The 15,794-nt window shown below is 60.1% G+C and carries 14 protein-coding genes; 7 read left to right on the top strand and 7 right to left on the bottom strand.

Annotation, left to right across the window (positions count from 1 at the left end):
• Positions 1-324: 324 nt before the first annotated feature.
• Positions 325-780 (bottom strand): hypothetical protein, encoded by a 456-nt coding sequence (locus ACMFWR_RS07995; protein ID WP_413194461.1) that lies wholly within the window; start codon positions 778-780, stop codon positions 325-327.
• 80 nt (positions 781-860) lie between these two features.
• Here ACMFWR_RS07995 and istA point away from each other — a divergent pair, with 80 nt between their 5' ends.
• Positions 861-1,886 (top strand): IS21 family transposase, encoded by a 1,026-nt coding sequence (gene istA, locus ACMFWR_RS08000; RefSeq protein ID WP_413193415.1) that lies wholly within the window; start codon positions 861-863, stop codon positions 1,884-1,886.
• On the top strand, positions 1,883-2,680 hold the full coding sequence (istB, locus tag ACMFWR_RS08005; protein WP_413193416.1) for an IS21-like element helper ATPase IstB: 798 nt from the start codon (positions 1,883-1,885) through the stop codon (positions 2,678-2,680). Before istA ends, istB begins: the two co-directional genes overlap by 4 nt.
• 44 nt (positions 2,681-2,724) lie before the next feature.
• On the opposite strand, the gene ACMFWR_RS08010 is transcribed toward istB, so the two are convergent.
• The 3 genes from ACMFWR_RS08010 to ACMFWR_RS08020 form a co-directional block, all read right to left on the bottom strand.
• The gene (locus ACMFWR_RS08010; protein WP_413194462.1) at positions 2,725-3,138 is read right to left on the bottom strand and encodes a hypothetical protein; all 414 of its coding nucleotides are present in this window, start codon (positions 3,136-3,138) and stop codon (positions 2,725-2,727) included.
• Positions 3,139-3,663: 525 nt separating this feature from the next.
• On the bottom strand, positions 3,664-4,452 hold the full coding sequence (locus ACMFWR_RS08015) for a toll/interleukin-1 receptor domain-containing protein (RefSeq protein ID WP_413194463.1): 789 nt from the start codon (positions 4,450-4,452) through the stop codon (positions 3,664-3,666).
• Positions 4,453-4,799: 347 nt separating this feature from the next.
• Positions 4,800-5,342 (bottom strand): RNA 2'-phosphotransferase, encoded by a 543-nt coding sequence (locus ACMFWR_RS08020; protein ID WP_413194464.1) that lies wholly within the window; start codon positions 5,340-5,342, stop codon positions 4,800-4,802.
• A 279-nt stretch (positions 5,343-5,621) separates the two neighbouring features.
• On the opposite strand from ACMFWR_RS08020, the gene imuA reads away from it, so the two are divergent.
• The 3 genes from imuA (at position 5,622) to ACMFWR_RS08035 (ending at position 11,783) form a co-directional block, all read left to right on the top strand.
• Positions 5,622-6,596: a translesion DNA synthesis-associated protein ImuA gene (gene imuA, locus ACMFWR_RS08025; RefSeq protein WP_413194465.1), complete on the top strand. Its 975-nt coding sequence runs from the start codon at positions 5,622-5,624 to the stop codon at positions 6,594-6,596.
• Entirely contained in the window at positions 6,532-8,346 is a 1,815-nt protein-coding gene (locus tag ACMFWR_RS08030; protein WP_413194466.1) for a DNA polymerase Y family protein, read from the top strand. Before imuA ends, ACMFWR_RS08030 begins: the two co-directional genes overlap by 65 nt.
• Positions 8,347-8,483: 137 nt before the next feature.
• Positions 8,484-11,783 (top strand): error-prone DNA polymerase, encoded by a 3,300-nt coding sequence (locus tag ACMFWR_RS08035; RefSeq protein ID WP_413194467.1) that lies wholly within the window; start codon positions 8,484-8,486, stop codon positions 11,781-11,783.
• Positions 11,784-11,894: 111 nt separating this feature from the next.
• Here the strand turns inward: ACMFWR_RS08035 and ACMFWR_RS08040 are convergent, their stop codons facing one another.
• Positions 11,895-12,308, bottom strand: a complete 414-nt coding sequence (locus ACMFWR_RS08040; protein ID WP_413194468.1) for an ankyrin repeat domain-containing protein — start codon at positions 12,306-12,308, stop codon at positions 11,895-11,897.
• Between ACMFWR_RS08040 and ACMFWR_RS08045 the strand changes: the two genes are divergently transcribed.
• On the top strand, positions 12,276-12,776 hold the full coding sequence (locus tag ACMFWR_RS08045; RefSeq protein WP_413194469.1) for a hypothetical protein: 501 nt from the start codon (positions 12,276-12,278) through the stop codon (positions 12,774-12,776). The genes ACMFWR_RS08040 and ACMFWR_RS08045 overlap by 33 nt on opposite strands.
• Before the next feature lie 333 nt (positions 12,777-13,109).
• Here the strand turns inward: ACMFWR_RS08045 and ACMFWR_RS08050 are convergent, their stop codons facing one another.
• On the bottom strand, positions 13,110-14,063 hold the full coding sequence (locus tag ACMFWR_RS08050) for a dTDP-4-dehydrorhamnose reductase family protein (protein ID WP_413194470.1): 954 nt from the start codon (positions 14,061-14,063) through the stop codon (positions 13,110-13,112).
• On the bottom strand, positions 14,060-14,263 hold the full coding sequence (locus ACMFWR_RS08055; RefSeq protein WP_413194471.1) for a heavy-metal-associated domain-containing protein: 204 nt from the start codon (positions 14,261-14,263) through the stop codon (positions 14,060-14,062). The genes ACMFWR_RS08050 and ACMFWR_RS08055 overlap by 4 nt, the downstream gene beginning before the upstream one ends.
• 225 nt (positions 14,264-14,488) lie before the next feature.
• Between ACMFWR_RS08055 and ACMFWR_RS08060 the strand changes: the two genes are divergently transcribed.
• Entirely contained in the window at positions 14,489-15,709 is a 1,221-nt protein-coding gene (locus ACMFWR_RS08060) for an EAL domain-containing protein (RefSeq protein WP_413194472.1), read from the top strand.
• The last annotated feature ends 85 nt before the right edge of the window (positions 15,710-15,794 follow it).

Raw genomic sequence — 15,794 nt, forward strand, 5'->3', positions numbered from 1 at the left:
AAAGGTTGAAAACCTGTGCAGTACTGTCGATGTACAGCGGGAAGCCGTGAATTTCGCACCATTCAGCGAGTTGCGCTTGAACTGTTCTCCAATATCGGCGAGCCCATTTAGGTGCCACGGTCGCCCATGCCAATTCTGTAGGTAGATAAACCGACGGTACGCCCATCGGCATCTCAAGAACGAATTTGCCGGACGGACAAGAACAGAATAGTGCTTCTTTCCACCGCGATTGAAATTCGAATTTCATGTCTACGAAAGTATGTTAGCAAGGGTTCATGTCACGACTCTGCAAAGTATATGAGCCGAGAAACCAAAAACTGTCGGTTAAGAACGCGTTTGCGTCATCGAAGCGCCGGGCTGGTCCAGCAACCTCAAGAATTTCTCGCATGTTCGTTTGATTTCGCGAACGTTGGCTTTGGGCGTGGAAAGCTGCCCCCAAAAACGCGCCTCATTCCATCCCAGTGGCCTGTCGACACTGCTGGAGTTCTGCGAGAAGAAGCCCCAAAACCAAAGGTCATCCCAAACCAGCATGTCCGCTGACGCGTAATTCGCTTTTTGCAGAGCCTTGTTGACAGAGTCAAAGCTATTACCCAAGCCGGCCAACGGGATTTCCTTAGAGATGCGCTTGATCACCGCATCCACGGGGAGATAAATGCGATCTTTTACCCCGAGCGTCTGGGCTACCGTCTCATCGCGCAAAAAGTGAAGCTCTCTGAGTTCAAAACGATGAAGATTTATAACGCACTTCACAATGTCAGCGGCACTGGTAAATTGATACACAGTCGGCACTGAGGAATTGATACACCTCGACGAAGGGATAATGGCCGCTTTGAGCGGCGATGGTCTCGTACGAGGGATACATGCAGATCAAGATATTGCACAAACAGGGCAAGAGCCTTCGCGCCATAGCTTGTGAGGTTGGCTGCTCAGTCAACACGGTGAGGAAGTACTTGGCGGCGCAGGACGCGCCGACGTTTCGGCCTGCAACGACGCCACGTGAGTCGATACTGGTTCCGTACGAAGCCTATCTACGAGAACGCGTAGCGGCAGCGGCACCCGAGTGGATTCCGGCGACAGTCCTGTGGCGCGAGATTCAGGCGATGGGGTTTGGCGGCGGCGAGCGGGTCGTGCGCAAATTCGTGGCTACGCTGCGCCCCGCGCAACCACCCGATCCGCTCGTGCGATTCGAAACTGCTGCAGGCGATCAAATGCAGGTGGATTGGGTCGAGTTCCGCAGGCGCAAAGGTGCGAACCTGTTCGCGTTCGTCGCCACTCTCGGCTACAGCCGCGCGGCGTACGTCGAGTTCGTTTCCGACATGCGACTCGATACTTTGCTGACGTGCCATGCCAATTGTTTCGATTGGTTCGGCGGCGTGCCTCGGCGAGGGCTCTACGACAATATGAAGACTGTCGTAGTTGAGCGAGACGCATATGGTCCGAAGCAGCATCGCTTCCAACCTGGGTTTCTCGACTTTGCTCGGCACTATGGGTTCCAACCCGAGCTGTGTCAGCCGTACCGCGCCAAGACCAAGGGCAAAGTCGAACGGATGAACGGCTATTTGCGCCGCAGTTTCTACGTACCGTTGGCCGCTCAGTTCAAGGCGGCGAGTGTTGAGCTAGACGTGACGACAGCCAACACTCAAGTGTGGCGCTGGCTGCGCGAGGTCGCACACATGCGGGTACATGGGACAACCAAGCTCAAGCCGGGCGAACAGTTGCTTGTGGAGCAGAAGGCATTGCAGAGTCTGCCGCCGCCGTATCCGGCCTTGTTGCCAGCAACGACGCCGGCGAGCGGGCAAGAGTTGCGTGAGCGATTCCACGACTGGCTCTCTCCGCTGCAGCACCCGCTGTCGGTGTATGACCAGTTGATTCGGGTTGCCGCATGAACGTCGCACATGAACGTGTGGCGCAGCTATGTGCCCAACTCAAGCTCTCGACGGTCGCTGACGTGCTGCCGCATTTGGCTCAGAAGGCCATCGCCGACGAGATCAACCTGACCGAGTTCCTGGAGTCGGTGTTGAAGGCCGAGCACACGGCGCGGCTCGTGCGGCAGCGAGCGACGTTCGCACGCCTGGCAGGCTTCCCGGCGATCAAGACTCTGGATGGCTTCGACTTCGCCATCGCTAGCGGCGTGCCGAGATCGCAGGTTCAAGAGCTGTCGAGCCTTGCCTTCCTGGAGCGCAACGAGAACGTCGTATTGCTCGGACCGAGCGGCACGGGCAAAACGCACATCGCGATGGCACTGGGCTATGCCGCGACGCAGGCGGGCATCAAGGTGCGCTTCATCACGGCGGCGGATCTGCTGATGATATTGACAACGGCGCATCGACAAAATCAGCTCGGCGACGCGCTCAAACGATTCGTGAATCCGTACCGACTGTTGATCATCGATGAGATCGGATACCTGCCCATGAGTCGCGAGCAAGCCAACCTGTTCTTCCAGGTGATTGCCAAACGATACGAGCGCGGCAGTCTGATCGTGACCAGCAACCTTCCGTTCGGGCAATGGGATCAGACGTTCGCCGACGACGCAACGCTGACTGCCGCGATGCTTGATCGGCTCTTGCATCACGCTCACGTCGTGGCCATCCAAGGGGAGAGCTACCGGCTACGCGAGAAACGACGGGCCGGGTTGGTCTCGAAGAGATCGGCTGTGCCAAAGGAGGACGACGCCCACTGAGCGCGGCCGGCACCGCAATAACACCACAAATCGGTGTATCAAATCTAAAGTGCCGATGCCGGAAGTCGCTGTATCAATTCCGGAGTGCCGTTGACAACAAAAAGTGCAGCGGTTTTTGGCCCCCATCCAGCAACGTTTGAGAGCGCACGAAACAATCGATCCCATGGCTCGGCATTGATAACCACTAGTTGGCTTTTTTGTTCAATGTATTCCGTTAGCTCGATCAAAGACGGCGGTCTTGAGTTCCAAGGTGCGGCTTCGATGTGTTGCCAAAATTTTGCAAGCGTTTCGAGGTTCGGGGAAGACTGAGTATGGGCCACCATATGCAATAACGCGTTAATGCGCGCCTTAGGATTCTCCCAGTGCGACAGAGCTCTTTGATACTCGGTCATTTGAAATGCCGCGTTCCAATGACGGTTTTGAGTTAGAAATTTGAAAATCTGTTGTAGCTTATCCATATCCTCGTCCTGCATAGCGCGTTTGCCGACGTTAAGTTGATGCACAGAAACTCATATGCGCTATATCGACAACGTCACGCTGTAACCACAGGGGCTAGCCCAAAAATTTTGTTTCTGTCAGTCACGCGCCATACTGCGCCGTCACCGGAAACATCTGCAGAGACGTTCAATCGAAACAAGTCCGGTTTCGATACCTCAAACCGTCCGAACGCACAGAAACAAGGAATCCCGAAAAGATTGCCGCAACGGCCGATCGCCTGCCTACATCGATATCCGTCCCGAGTGACTGCTGTGCCTTCGAACGCGACGCTTGGTTTGCGATGGGCTGACCGACCGATATGGGTCGCGTAGCGACAATCGCCATCGGACCGTGCGCGGCCAATAGTTGCCGTTCAGGAAAAACAGACAACTGCCATTCAGATGGCCGGTCTACCTTAGCACCTGCCGGATGGCCGGAGGAAGCTTGTCGGCCTTTGCCGACTTTAGGCCTCCAATGAGGAGACCGCTGAAGATTTTTTCACAATATTAAGCCGGTGCTGGGCCAAACGCGAACGGCACGAATTTGAATTCATTCGGCCCGGTCTTGTGCATTACACCTTGAACGCGTGCCACTTTCCCTTCCGTTGGCGTCACTTTCACCACAACAGGAAACTTCGGGGTAGTAGCCCTATCGACTCCCATAAGCTGTGCATTGATCTTTGCCCCGTTATTCAACGGGATGCCAGCATTGAACCCGGACGTACACATTATGTCGGAGGTAATTTCGAACTGTAGATCAGCTTGCTCATTGTCCACCACGATCAAATAGTGAGACATCGGTTCAAGGAAGTGCGCCGCTCGGCATTCCACAAATACGCTCCCGCCTTTTTCATATGCGTATGCGCGGATATTCGAGAACTCTTGAGGGCCAGCTTTGAATGTATTGTTGCCCTGTGCGACATCCAGGACTTGGCGAAGAGCCACTTCAAAGCCCTGACCGAACAAGTCAATATACAAAGTCTGCAATAGAATCGGCGGCATCATACAATCGTCAATTTTTACTGGGACGATCTTTGTCTTGCCCTGCGTCGCTTTGACAATGGCGTTTTGCCACTCAAGCTCGACCATCTTGCTTGCCAAGCTATTCCTTGACACAAAGAGCAGGAACAGCTTGCAATCTGCCAAGCCCTGATTCATCTTCTCAATAATTCCGTCGCCCGGCTGAATCGACCAAGAATCATAAAAAATCTCATCTTGTGGAAACACTTGGCGAAGTTGAAGAGCAAACTGTTCGACAATGGGTTTATCGTTGTAGTTGTGCGAAAGAAAAATCAAGGGTGGTCTCCGTACGCTCGAAGGAACAGCTATTTTAACGGCACTGTAAGAGAACTGAGCGCAATCCGATCCTCGCCACCTGACAAGGATGGACTTGCCATTTGGCGAGATCCGCGCAGCAGGTGAGTCTGGATCGGTGAACGGCCGTCTGAACTCGTCGGTCACTCATTGCCTGTTTAGGCCCACTACTTCTCCTTCGTCGAGGGTAAGGAATGACCGTTCTGCTTTTGATGCCTGCCCTTGAAGGGCAGGCAGCTCGACAGGCAGCAACGGGTCGATTTCCGACGGTCGTCGGCGGTCCTCAATTGGCCAAGAAATGTCATTCGTGCTTCGCGCGAGTCTGACATTCAGACGACGGCTTGTCCGGTAATCGTCCCATGTCGTTCGAGATACGTCGCCGGCACTCTCTCGGTGAGCCACACGCCGTTATCCGAACAAAAGAACGCATACCCATCGGCATACATCCGTGCAGCGTCGACAACGAGCACAAGTGGTTCCCCATGACGAGCGCCCACACGAGTGGCTGTCTCCACGTCCACGCTGAGATGAACCGCGTGCCTGCTCCCCGGATTCAAACCCTCGCGAGAGATGCTCTCCCAGTTTTTCAAGGCAGTGCCGTGATACAGAACCGCAGGCGGTTGGGTCGGTGAGTATCCAAGGTCCACCTCTACGGAGTGACCCTGCGCTGCGCGTATTCGCTTTTGATCCGGCGAAAGCGAAAACCGCTGCTTGTCGCTGCTCGCGACGACGGCGAGCACGAGTTCCGTCGTGATCGGCGGCAGTGTTCTCAGCTTTTTCGAAGCACCAGGCGTGCTCGCGGCTCGCTCGATTGCGAGCAGAAGCTCGTCGATGGACACCCATCCCTGTGAGTCGAGTTGGATGCCAACCATCTCCGGCTCATGCCGGAGGATCTTTGACAAGAGCCGACTGACAGCAACGTGTTCGTCGTTCGGCTGTGATTCGTGTTCGATGTTCATAGCGTGACTGTTCAGGTGCCGCAAGGGCATTCATATGCGTTAACGGACAAATTTACCTCCTCTCAACCCCGAATTTTTCCCCTCTCGCTTTCCTGGAAAATACTGTATAAATACACAGTATGTGCAAAGCGGTCCGTTGCCAGCCTCCGGGCGGGCCGGACCCTTTGCCGTCTTTGAAAACGGGGTTTGTCGATGTCTGTTCACATTGCCGCGGTGCGTGCGGGGCCTGAGTTGCCCGCTCATCTGGCGCGCCAGGTCTGGCGCGGCAATGAGCTCGGCCATGCGGCGCGCGGCAGTGTGTCGAGCGGACATGCGCTGCTCGATGCGCAATTGCCCGATGGCGGCTGGCCGCGTGCGGCGTTGACCGAGCTGCTCAGCGCACGCCCCGGATGCGGCGAAATGCGCTTGCTCGCGCCAGCACTGGCCGAACTGACCGCGCACCCGCTTGCACCGCGGCATGCCGTGCTGATTTCCCCGCCTTATGTGCCTTACGCACCGGCGCTCGCGGCTGCGGGCATCGCGCTCGACAAGCTCGTCTGGGTCGATGCGCACAATGCCGATGCGCTCTGGGCGGCGGAGCAGGCGCTGCGTCACGATGGGGTGGGCGCCGTCATGCTCTGGCTGCCCCGTGCGCAGCCCGCTGCGCTGCGCCGGCTTCAGGTGCTCGCGCAGGACGGCAGTGCGCTCGCGTTTCTGATGCGTCCGGCCACGGCGGCCGCGCAATCGTCGCCGGCGCCGCTACGGCTGAAGTACGAGCCCGCCGATGTGCGCGGCGCATGGCTGCAGTCGGTGAGCGAGGTCGCGAACCGGGCAAGCGAGTGGGGACAGCGGCGAGGCCAACAGCAGAGGCAACAACGCGGTCAGCAGCCAGGGCAAACGCAGGGTCAGCAGCAAGGTCAAGCACAGAGCCCACTGCGAGCCCACGAGTCCATGCATGTCCGAACGGCCGCAGCCGATGGTCTCGAACGCGCGGGTCTGCGCATCGATATCGTCAAGCGCCGCGGGCCTGCGATGGCTGTGCCGTTATGGGTGACCTTGCCGGTGCGCGTTGCCCCGTTTGTCGCTGATATTCCTGAAAGTCCTGACGTTGCGGAGATCGATCATGGTGTGGATCGCGGTGCACCTGCCGCTGCTGCCACTCGAAGCGGTACGACCTCTGTGGTCTGATGGACAAGAGGAGGGCGGTGCGGTGGGTCGTCCCTATGCGCTGCTCGAGCGCGCTCGCGTCGCATTGGCCGACGCACAGGCGCATGCGCTTGGTGTGCGTCGCGGTTTCGCGCGATCGCATGCACTTGCGCTCGCGCCGAACCTTGAATGCCTGAACCCTGACCCGGCTCGCGAGCTTCGTGCGTTCGAAGCGGTCGCGCTCGCGCTGTGTGTCTATACGCCGCAGGTCGTGCTGGCCGGCGCACATACGATCCTGCTCGATGTGACGGCGAGCCTGCGTTTGTTCGGTGGATTGCGCGCGCTATGGCACCGGCTGGTGGCCACGCTCGATGCGAGCGGGCATCGGGCCGTGCTTTCCTGTGCGCCGACGCCGTGGGCCGCGTGGCTGTTTGCACAAGCCGGTGTGTATGGCCGGCGCGCACCGCGTGTCGTCAAACCCATCCGGCTCTCGCCCACGCTCGACGGCATTCCCGTGATGTTGCTGCCGGCGGCCGCCGCGCATCTTGATGGTCTTTCGCAGATCGGTTGCGACACATTGGGCGCGGTGCGTCGTTTGCCGCGTGGCGGCATCACGCGGCGCTTCGGACGTGGGTTGCTCGATACGCTTGCGCAGACGTATGGCGAAGCACCGGATCCGCGTCAGTATTTCGAGCCGCCCGCCATCTTCGAAGCGAGGCTCGAACTCATGGCGCGGGTCGAGCAGGCCGAAGCCTTGTTGTTTGCCGTACGCCGGTTGCTTCAACAGCTCGTGGGTTGGTTGACGGCGCGGCATTCGGGGGTAAGCCGCTTCACGTTGAGGCTCGTGCATGAGACCGCACGGCTGGGCGATCCGCGTGCATCGATGCTCACGATTGCATGGTCGACGCCGGCCCGCGATCTCGAGCATCTCGTGCTGATGAGCCGCGAGAAGCTGCAGCGCACCGAGCTGATCGCGCCGGTCATCGAGCTTCATCTGAGCGCCGACGAGGTCAGCGACTACGAGGCGCCGACCGACACGCTGTTTCCGCTCGAAGCAGGTGGTGAAGCGGGGAATGAAGCGATGGCGCGCCTGCTTGAGCGGCTGGTTGCGAGGCTGGGTGCCGAGAAGGTTCGCGAGGTCGCGCTGCAGGCTGATCATCGACCCGAGTCGGCGATGACGCGCGCGCCTTATGCGATTGGCGCGACATCGAAAACGGCGCAGACAGCGAAAGCCGCGAAGGCGCGGCGTGGCGCAGAGCGTCGTTTTGCGGCTCAGCGCGCGATTGAGCAGGAAGTGGCGCTTCGACGTGGAGCATCAGCGACGTCGAGCATCAACGCAGCCACCCGCGGAACAGGTAACACGAGCAAGACCCCGGTCAGCGCCGCGGCTAATGTCGCGACACGTTCGGCTGCACACGTTCCTGCGCCACCTCCGAAGAAGGGCATGGGCCCCTCGACCTCATCAGGCAAACGCCGGCGGCTCAATGGCCGGCTCGATGGGCCGCATGGTCTGGTGATGCCGCTCGCTCCGGTGTCTCCGCGGCCGATCTGGTTACTGCCCGAGCCGTTGAAACTTGCGACGCGGCAGGGCTTGCCGTACTACCGAAGCATGATGCAGATCGTGTCCGGACCCGAATGCATCGAAGCCGGATGGTGGGATGGTCAGGGCGCCACGCGCGATTACTTTGTCGTGAGCGCCGACGATGCGACGCTGTACTGGGTCTACCGCGAACGCGTGGCCAGCAGCGAACACGATGGACCGGTCTGGTACCTGCATGGGGTGTTCGGATGAGTCCTGTGAAGAAGCTGACGCGCTTCAGTGGAGAAGGCGTATCCGTCGCGCCCGCAGACCTTTGCTGCTGCGGTGTTCGCTGTATGAGCGCACATACCAGGCGAACGCATTAAGCGGACGTACTGAGCAGATATACGATGCAGTACGCCGAACTCCATTGCCTGTCGAACTATTCGTTCCTGCGCGGCGCGTCGCATCCGGACGAGCTCATCGAGCGCGCGGTCCAGCTCGGCTATACCGCGCTCGCGCTGACGGACGAATGCTCGCTCTCGGGTGTCGTGCGTGCGCACGTGGCCGCACGCGAGCAGCCGATCAAGTTGCTGATCGGCAGCGAGCTGCGCGTCGTCGATGCTGCGGGCAATCCGTGGTGCACGCTGGTCGTATTGGCGGTCAATCGTAACGGCTACGGTAACCTTTCCGAGCTGATCACATGTGCGCGTATGCGTACGGAGAAAGGCCGCTACTGGCTCGAGCCCGGTGATTTCGTCGCGCCGTCGGGCGAGTATGCCCATCTGGCGGGTCTGCCCGATTGCCTGGTGCTGCTCGTGCCTTCGCCGGACGACGATGCATCCGAGGTGCTCGACCGCGCGCACTGGCTCGCAAGCTGGGCGCCCGGCCGATGCTGGATCGGTTTCGAAGCCTGGCAGACGGGCGAGGACGCGATGCGTCTGCAAACGCTGCGCACGATCTCGACGCTGACGAGTGTGCCGCTGGTCGCGGCCGGCGGCGCGCTGATGCATGTGCGCTCACGCAAGCGGCTGCAGGACACGCTGACTGCGATTCGCCTGAATACGCCGCTGCACGAATGCGGCTTTGCACTCGAGGCGAACGGCGAGCGGCATCTGCGCCCGCTCGAGCGGCTCGTCGAGCTGTATCCGCCCGATCTGCTCGCGGCGACGCAGACGATTGCCTCGCGTTGCCACTTCTCGCTCAATGAGCTGCGCTACGAATATCCCGATGAGCTTGTGCCACCCGGCAAGACGCCTGCGCAACATCTGCGCGATCTTGTTATGGAAGGCACGAAGGTACGCTGGCCCGACGGCCTGACGCCCAAGCGTTCGAAGCAGATTGAACACGAACTCGCGCTTGTCGCGGAACTCGGCTATGAGCCGTATTTCCTGACGGTCCATGAGATCGTCGCGTTCGCCAAAGAGCGCAAGATCCTGTGTCAGGGCCGCGGGTCGGCAGCGAACTCGGTGATCTGTTACTGCCTTGGTATCACGGAGATTGACCCGGTCAGCATGTCGATGCTCGTCGAGCGCTTTATCTCGCGTGCGCGCAAGGAGCCGCCCGATATCGACGTCGACTTCGAGCATCAGCGGCGCGAGGAAGTGATCCAGCATATCTACGAGAAATATGGCCGGCATCGCGCCGCACTCGCGGCGTCGCTTGCGAGCTATCGCACGCGCAGTGCGTTGCGCGATGTCGGCAAGGCGCTCGGTCTCGACGCGCAACTCGTTGAGCGGATCGCACAAACGCATCAATGGTGGGACGGCACGGCGGAGATGCCCGATCGCCTCGCTGAAGCGGGCTTCGATCCCGGTTCGCCCGTCACGCGGCATCTGGCCGAGCTGGCCGGCGCCTTGCGCGGTTTTCCGAGGCATTTGTCGCAGCACGTCGGCGGCTTTGTCATCGCGCGCGACAAGCTCTCGCGTCTCGTGCCGATCGAGAACGCGGCGATGGAAGAGCGCAACGTGATCCAGTGGGACAAGGACGATATCGAAGCGCTGGGTCTGCTCAAGATGGATGTGCTTGCGCTCGGCATGCTGTCGGCCATCCGGCGCGCGCTCGAGTTTGTCGCGCTGCGGCGCGGATTGCCCGAGTTCCGGCAGCAGGATATTCCGGTCGAAGATCTCGACACGTACGAGATGTGTTCGCATGCGGATACGACGGGTGTGTTCCAGATCGAATCGCGCGCGCAGCAGGGCATGCTGCCGCGTTTGCGTCCGCAGACGTATTACGACCTTGTGGTTCAGGTGGCCATCGTGCGTCCGGGACCGATTCAGGGCGGGATGGTGCATCCGTATCTGCGTCGCCGGCAGGGACTCGAACGTGTCGACTATCCGAAGGACGAAGTGAAACCGGCGCTCGAACGCACGCTTGGTGTGCCTGTGTTTCAGGAGCAGGTCATGCATCTGTCGATGCTGGCGGCAGGGTTCTCGGCTGAAAAGGCCGATGGCCTGCGTCGCGCAATGGCGGCATGGAAGCGCAAGGGGCATCTCGATCAGTATCAGGACGAGCTGATGGAAGGCATGCTCAGTCATGGCTATGAGCGTTCCTTTGCCGAACGGATTTGCAAACAGATCGAAGGGTTTGGCGACTACGGTTTTCCGGAGAGCCATGCGGCGAGTTTTGCATTGCTGTGCTATCACAGCGCGTGGATCAAGCGACATGAGCCCGCGGCGTTCCTGGCTGCGCTGCTCAATAGCCAGCCGCTCGGTTTTTATTCGCCGTCGCAACTCGTGCAGGATGCGCGGCGTCATGGCGTGACGGTATTGCCGCCCGATGTGACGACGAGCGACTGGGAAGCGAGCTTCGAAGTCGTCGACGATGCGCCAACGCGAGCGCGTGCGCAGGCGGCTGCGTTTGCCGACACCTGTCATGGACCCCAGCCGGATTTCGATTACCGCCGTCCGGGGACGACACCGTTTGCGTTGCCGGTTGCCGATCGTTTGCCCAGGCGCAGCGTGCGCCGCTATTGGAACCTCGCGAAGACATTTGGCGAGCAGGGGCCTGCGGTGCGGCTCGGGCTCAATCTGGTCAAGGGCTTCTCGCAAGTCGCGGCTGAACGCATCATGGCCGCACGACAGCGTGCACCGTTTATCAATGTCGACGATCTTGCGCGGCGCGCGGCCTTGTCGCGGCTCGAGCTCGAAGCGCTCGCCGCGGCCGATGCGCTTAAGGCATTGGCCGGACATCGCAGGCAAGCGTGGTGGGCCGTGACGGCTCAACAAGGGACAACGAAACTGCTGCGTGATGCGCCGATCGACGAAGCGCCGCTGGTGTTGCCCCATGCGAAAGAGGGGCGTGAAATCGTCGATGACTATGCAAGCATCGGGCTCACGCTGAACCGTCATCCGATGTCGCTGCTGAGGAATCATCTTGCATCGCTGCGCTTCAAGACGGCTGACGAGTTATCGACCTATCCGAACGGCAGGCTTGCGCGCGCATGTGGCATCGTGACGGTACGTCAACGTCCCGACACTGCCAGCGGGACGATCTTTATTTCGCTCGAAGACGAGACCGGTTCGATCAACGTGATCATCTGGCCCGGATTGATCGAGCGCCAGCGCAAGGAGGTACTCAGTGCCCAGTTGCTCGGCGTATTCGGCACCTGGCAGCGAGAAGGCGAAGTGACCAACCTGATTGCGCAGCGGCTGGTCGATCACACGCCGCTGCTCGGGCAGCTCGCGACACGAAGTCGAAATTTTCATTGAGGCGACGGCCTACGCCTGCTGCGACTATATCGTTGCGATTCGTTCAAGGCTCTCGCTCTTCATGTACGGCACGAAGAACGGATATCCGCTTCCATCGTGTCGCAAAGGGTGTCAGGCCGACGTCTTCGGCATACACGCCGAGGCAATCAGGTGCGCAACGCGGTGATACCCGCACGCTTTCGCAACGGCTATTGGCGTATGGCCATCGCAGTTTTTCAAGGTGAAGGGGTCGAAGCCGGTGCAATGCCGGACAAGTAGTTGGATCAGTTCTGCCGAACACCATTCATTGGACGCCGCACTATGCAGTGCGGTTTGACCGAAATCGTCGAGCTGCGCAGGGTGAACACCCGCTTCGATGGCGCGTCGGGACAATGAAGATAAATCGACCGCATGGGTACTCGTTTCCGCAAAGACGTGCAGTAAGGTACGACCGCAATTGTCGGTCGTGTGCGGGTCGGCGCCCGCATCCATCAGCCATTCCAGGTAACCCGCATGAATATCCGCGGGGGTGGCGATCAGGGACATGTACTGCTTGAGTGGCGTCATCGCGAGATCGTTCGGAACGATCGCGGTGCATCGCAAAGCGTCGCGAATGTTCGTGTCAATGTGTGCGAACGGACCGGTCAGGAGGCGCACGAGCCCAAGATCGAAGTTCAGACAGGCGTCTTCATCGACAGTCCACGACGACGCTGCATTCAGGACGGTATTGCCGTCGTGATCACGCGCCCTGAGCAGATCCGCAAGACGATCGGGGCGCAACACGTACAGCGCATCAAAGAACGCAAAATTGGCTGTGCGTACGCTGTAGAGCGCATGCGTATGCAGCGGGTTCTGTCCGTAGCAATTGACGGCATCAAGATCCGAATGCTTGATGAGCGCGCGAATGATGGTCGCTTTGTCCGGCGCCCTGAAAGTCTTACTCGACCATTCTCTGACGACGGCACTTGCCTGAAACTCGGCATGGTGCACGAGCCGATTGCCGTTTTTGTCTGACAGCCCGCAGAGCGAGACATTGACGAGCCGGTTCTCCCGCGCGTCCCAGTCAATCAGGCATCGCGTTCCGGGATCGACCGGAAGTATCGGGCGTAGCGGCTCATTCGATGCGTTGCTCCGGCACTGACTGCACGTGTGCCGGGCGAGTCGGGCGGACGAAGCGCGAAGGGTGCCGCGTGTGTCGGTAGGGCTGGGTATAAATCCGGGCATGAGCGATGGCGGACCGAACGGCGTCGGCTCCGAGAGGGCGATTTCGAGTCGCACTATCGCAGCCTCCGCCCGTTGCGGCTTGCACGAACTGCCCGCGCATGTCCCTCATTCCGTCTACGCCGATCAGTCGACCTGTTGTTGCAACCCTTCAAGAACGCGCTCGAGACCGATGGCGAACGGTGTGCGTTGCCCGATGCCGTGCAACTCGAGCGACGCACTGTCGAGGTGGCAGTCGTAGGGTCTTGGCGTTGCGTCTGCGGGCGTGGACTGCGCGATGATATGCGTGGGGTCGAGGCTCAGGCGCGACGCCAGGGCGAGGGCAATGTCGTACTTCGTCATCGCTTCGCCGCCGGACCAATGATGAATGCCGCGCACGGGCATGCCGTCGATCACGCGCTCGAGCAACTGGCGGATCACAACGGCCACATCGGTCGTCAGCGTCGGATAGCGAATCGCCCAGTCGTCAATCACAGCCGGTTGCGCCGCACTGGCTGCCCGAAGTGCCGGGATGAAACTCGTCGCGGCGGATTCGTCGATGGCCTCGAGTGGTCCGTATAACAAGGGCAGTCGCAATACGCACGCATCCGGGTTAAGGGATGCAAGTGCGTGCTCGCCTTCGAGCTTGCCGCGACCGTATGCATTGAGCGGGTTGGGCTGTGCATCGGGACGATAGGGCGCGGCGCTGCCGTCGAACACATAGTCGGTCGAGATCGACAGCATCCAGCTGCCATGGCGGCGTGCGATGCGTGCGACCGTCCCGACCGCACCGACGTTGAGTGCATGCGCGCGTTCCGGCGTCTTCTCACAGACGTCCGGGCGTCGTTCAGCCGCGGCGAGCACCACCGCGTCCGGGCGATACGCATCGAAGAATTGCTCTACCGCGTCGGCATCGGTCAGATCCAGCGACACCAGGCCCGCGCGCGTGCGGCTGAACGCCGTGCCTGTCACGTCGAACCGTCCGTCTTGCGCGAGTTCGGTGAACACCTCCCGTCCGAGCAGCCCGGATGCGCCGAGCACCGCCACACGCAATCGTCTTGCGAATCCGGATTCCTCCGGCAAGTCAGTGCGGCTACTCATGCGAGCACGGTGTAGCCAGCATCTTCGATCGCTGCGGCGAGTGCCTCGCGCGACGCCGATGTATCTACCGACACATGCCCATTGGACAATTCGACCCTGACCGATGCCTTTTGATCGAGCGCCTGTACTGCTTTCGTGACCGACGCCACGCAATGCTGGCAGCTCATCCCTTCAACCTTCAATTCGACCATCGCGACCATCGTTTAACTCCTTAACCAATCCGAATAAATCGTTCAAACAGCAGACAACGAATATTGTGAACCTTGCCATTGTGGCAAACTCAAGCCCTTCTTTCAGGGTTCGTTAAGCGTTCATCGTGAATGCTAAAGGAACGCGCATGATTGCCGTTGATATAAGAAGTCGCGTGGATCGTTGATCCGTCGCCAAGATCCGGGACAACAGGGACAACAGGAGAGCGCATCGACATGACGGGCGTACTACGGCATTCGGCCGGTATATCGCTCGGCACGCACGGGGATGAGTTTCGGCTCGAGACGGCCTTCCAGCCGATCGTCGGGCTGATTCATCAGCGTGTGGTCGGGTACGAAGCGCTCGTGCGCGCTTCGCTCGCGCAGGACGGACGCGCGGTCAGTCCCTATGAGCTGTTTCAGCGTGCTGCCCATGTCGGCGAGCTCGTGCGGCTCGACACGGCATGCCAGAAGATTCATATCCCCACGTTCGCGCGGTTGTCGTCCGGGCGCGACTGGCTGTTTCTGAACGTGCGTCCCGAGTCGATCGTCGAGCCTGACTTTGCGCAGGCGCTCGTGGGCCGGACAGGTGCTCACAATCTCGCACCGCGACAGATCGTCGTCGAACTGCTCGAAACGCCGCTCGATCGCCCCGATCTGCCTGGTCAGCTCGAGCGCGCGATTGCCGAGCTGCGCGGTTTTGGCTTTGTGATTGCGCTCGATGACTTCGGCGCCGGCCATTCGAATCTCGATCGTGTGCTCGATCTGAAGCCCGATCTGATCAAGCTCGATCGGCGGCTGATCGTGAAAGCCACGCAGGATCGTGCGATCCGCCGCGTGTTGCCGACGATGATTTCGATGCTGCATGAGATCGGTACGCTCGTCGTCGCGGAAGGCATCGAGACGGCGGTCGAAGCGTCGATCGCACTCGACGCGGGCTCGGACCTCGCGCAAGGTTTCTTCTTTGGTATGCCATCGCCGGAAGTGACGCGACTTGAACGCGTGCTGCCGCGTCTCGAGATCATGCGCGCGGAGACGACGGCCGAGCACACGCGTCGCAATGGCTTGCGTGAAGCGAGTCTCGCGCCGCATCGCACGGCGCTTCTGCGGGCGGTCGATCTGTTCCTGCAACGCGCACCCGAGTCCGAGATCGCTGCAGTCATGCTCGATCATGAAGCGGCCGTGCGTTGCTACAACGTCGATCAGGATGGTATGCAATTTGGCCACGTCTATTCGCGTGGTGTTCACGTTGCGCGGTTCCTGCCGCTCGATGAGGAGAGCGGGGCGAACTGGGAAAGCCGTGCGTACTTCCGCGAAGCGATGGCTTCGCCGGGCAAGATCATCGCCACGTTCCCCTATCTGTCGATCAGCGGCAACTATATGTGCGTCACGATGGCCATCGCCGCCGAACGTGACGGGCGCCGCTACGTGCTCGGCATCGATATCAACTGGGATTGACCGGGCGCTGAGCTGAACACTCCGCCGAATTGCTGTAAAAATGAGCGTTGACCTTCCCATCATGGGAACGTGTACGATCGCCTCA

The sequence above is a fragment of the Pararobbsia alpina genome (genome assembly GCF_965118125.1).
Taxonomy (GTDB): Bacteria; Pseudomonadota; Gammaproteobacteria; order Burkholderiales; family Burkholderiaceae; genus Pararobbsia; species Pararobbsia alpina_A.

Excerpts from the sequence above, each read along its gene's own strand:
- istA (WP_413193415.1), top strand. The coding sequence starts at position 861 with ATGCAGATCAAGATATTGCACAAACAGGGCAAGAGCCTTCGCGCCATA.
- istB (WP_413193416.1), top strand. The coding sequence starts at position 1,883 with ATGAACGTCGCACATGAACGTGTGGCGCAGCTATGTGCCCAACTCAAG.
- ACMFWR_RS08010 (WP_413194462.1), bottom strand. The coding sequence starts at position 3,138 with ATGGATAAGCTACAACAGATTTTCAAATTTCTAACTCAAAACCGTCAT.
- ACMFWR_RS08020 (WP_413194464.1), bottom strand. The coding sequence starts at position 5,342 with ATGGTTGGCATCCAACTCGACTCACAGGGATGGGTGTCCATCGACGAG.
- imuA (WP_413194465.1), top strand. The coding sequence starts at position 5,622 with ATGTCTGTTCACATTGCCGCGGTGCGTGCGGGGCCTGAGTTGCCCGCT.
- ACMFWR_RS08030 (WP_413194466.1), top strand. The coding sequence starts at position 6,532 with ATGGTGTGGATCGCGGTGCACCTGCCGCTGCTGCCACTCGAAGCGGTA.
- ACMFWR_RS08035 (WP_413194467.1), top strand. The coding sequence starts at position 8,484 with ATGCAGTACGCCGAACTCCATTGCCTGTCGAACTATTCGTTCCTGCGC.
- ACMFWR_RS08045 (WP_413194469.1), top strand. The coding sequence starts at position 12,276 with ATGAATATCCGCGGGGGTGGCGATCAGGGACATGTACTGCTTGAGTGG.
- ACMFWR_RS08040 (WP_413194468.1), bottom strand. The coding sequence starts at position 12,308 with ATGTCCCTGATCGCCACCCCCGCGGATATTCATGCGGGTTACCTGGAA.
- ACMFWR_RS08050 (WP_413194470.1), bottom strand. The coding sequence starts at position 14,063 with ATGAGTAGCCGCACTGACTTGCCGGAGGAATCCGGATTCGCAAGACGA.
- ACMFWR_RS08055 (WP_413194471.1), bottom strand. The coding sequence starts at position 14,263 with ATGGTCGCGATGGTCGAATTGAAGGTTGAAGGGATGAGCTGCCAGCAT.
- ACMFWR_RS08060 (WP_413194472.1), top strand. The coding sequence starts at position 14,489 with ATGACGGGCGTACTACGGCATTCGGCCGGTATATCGCTCGGCACGCAC.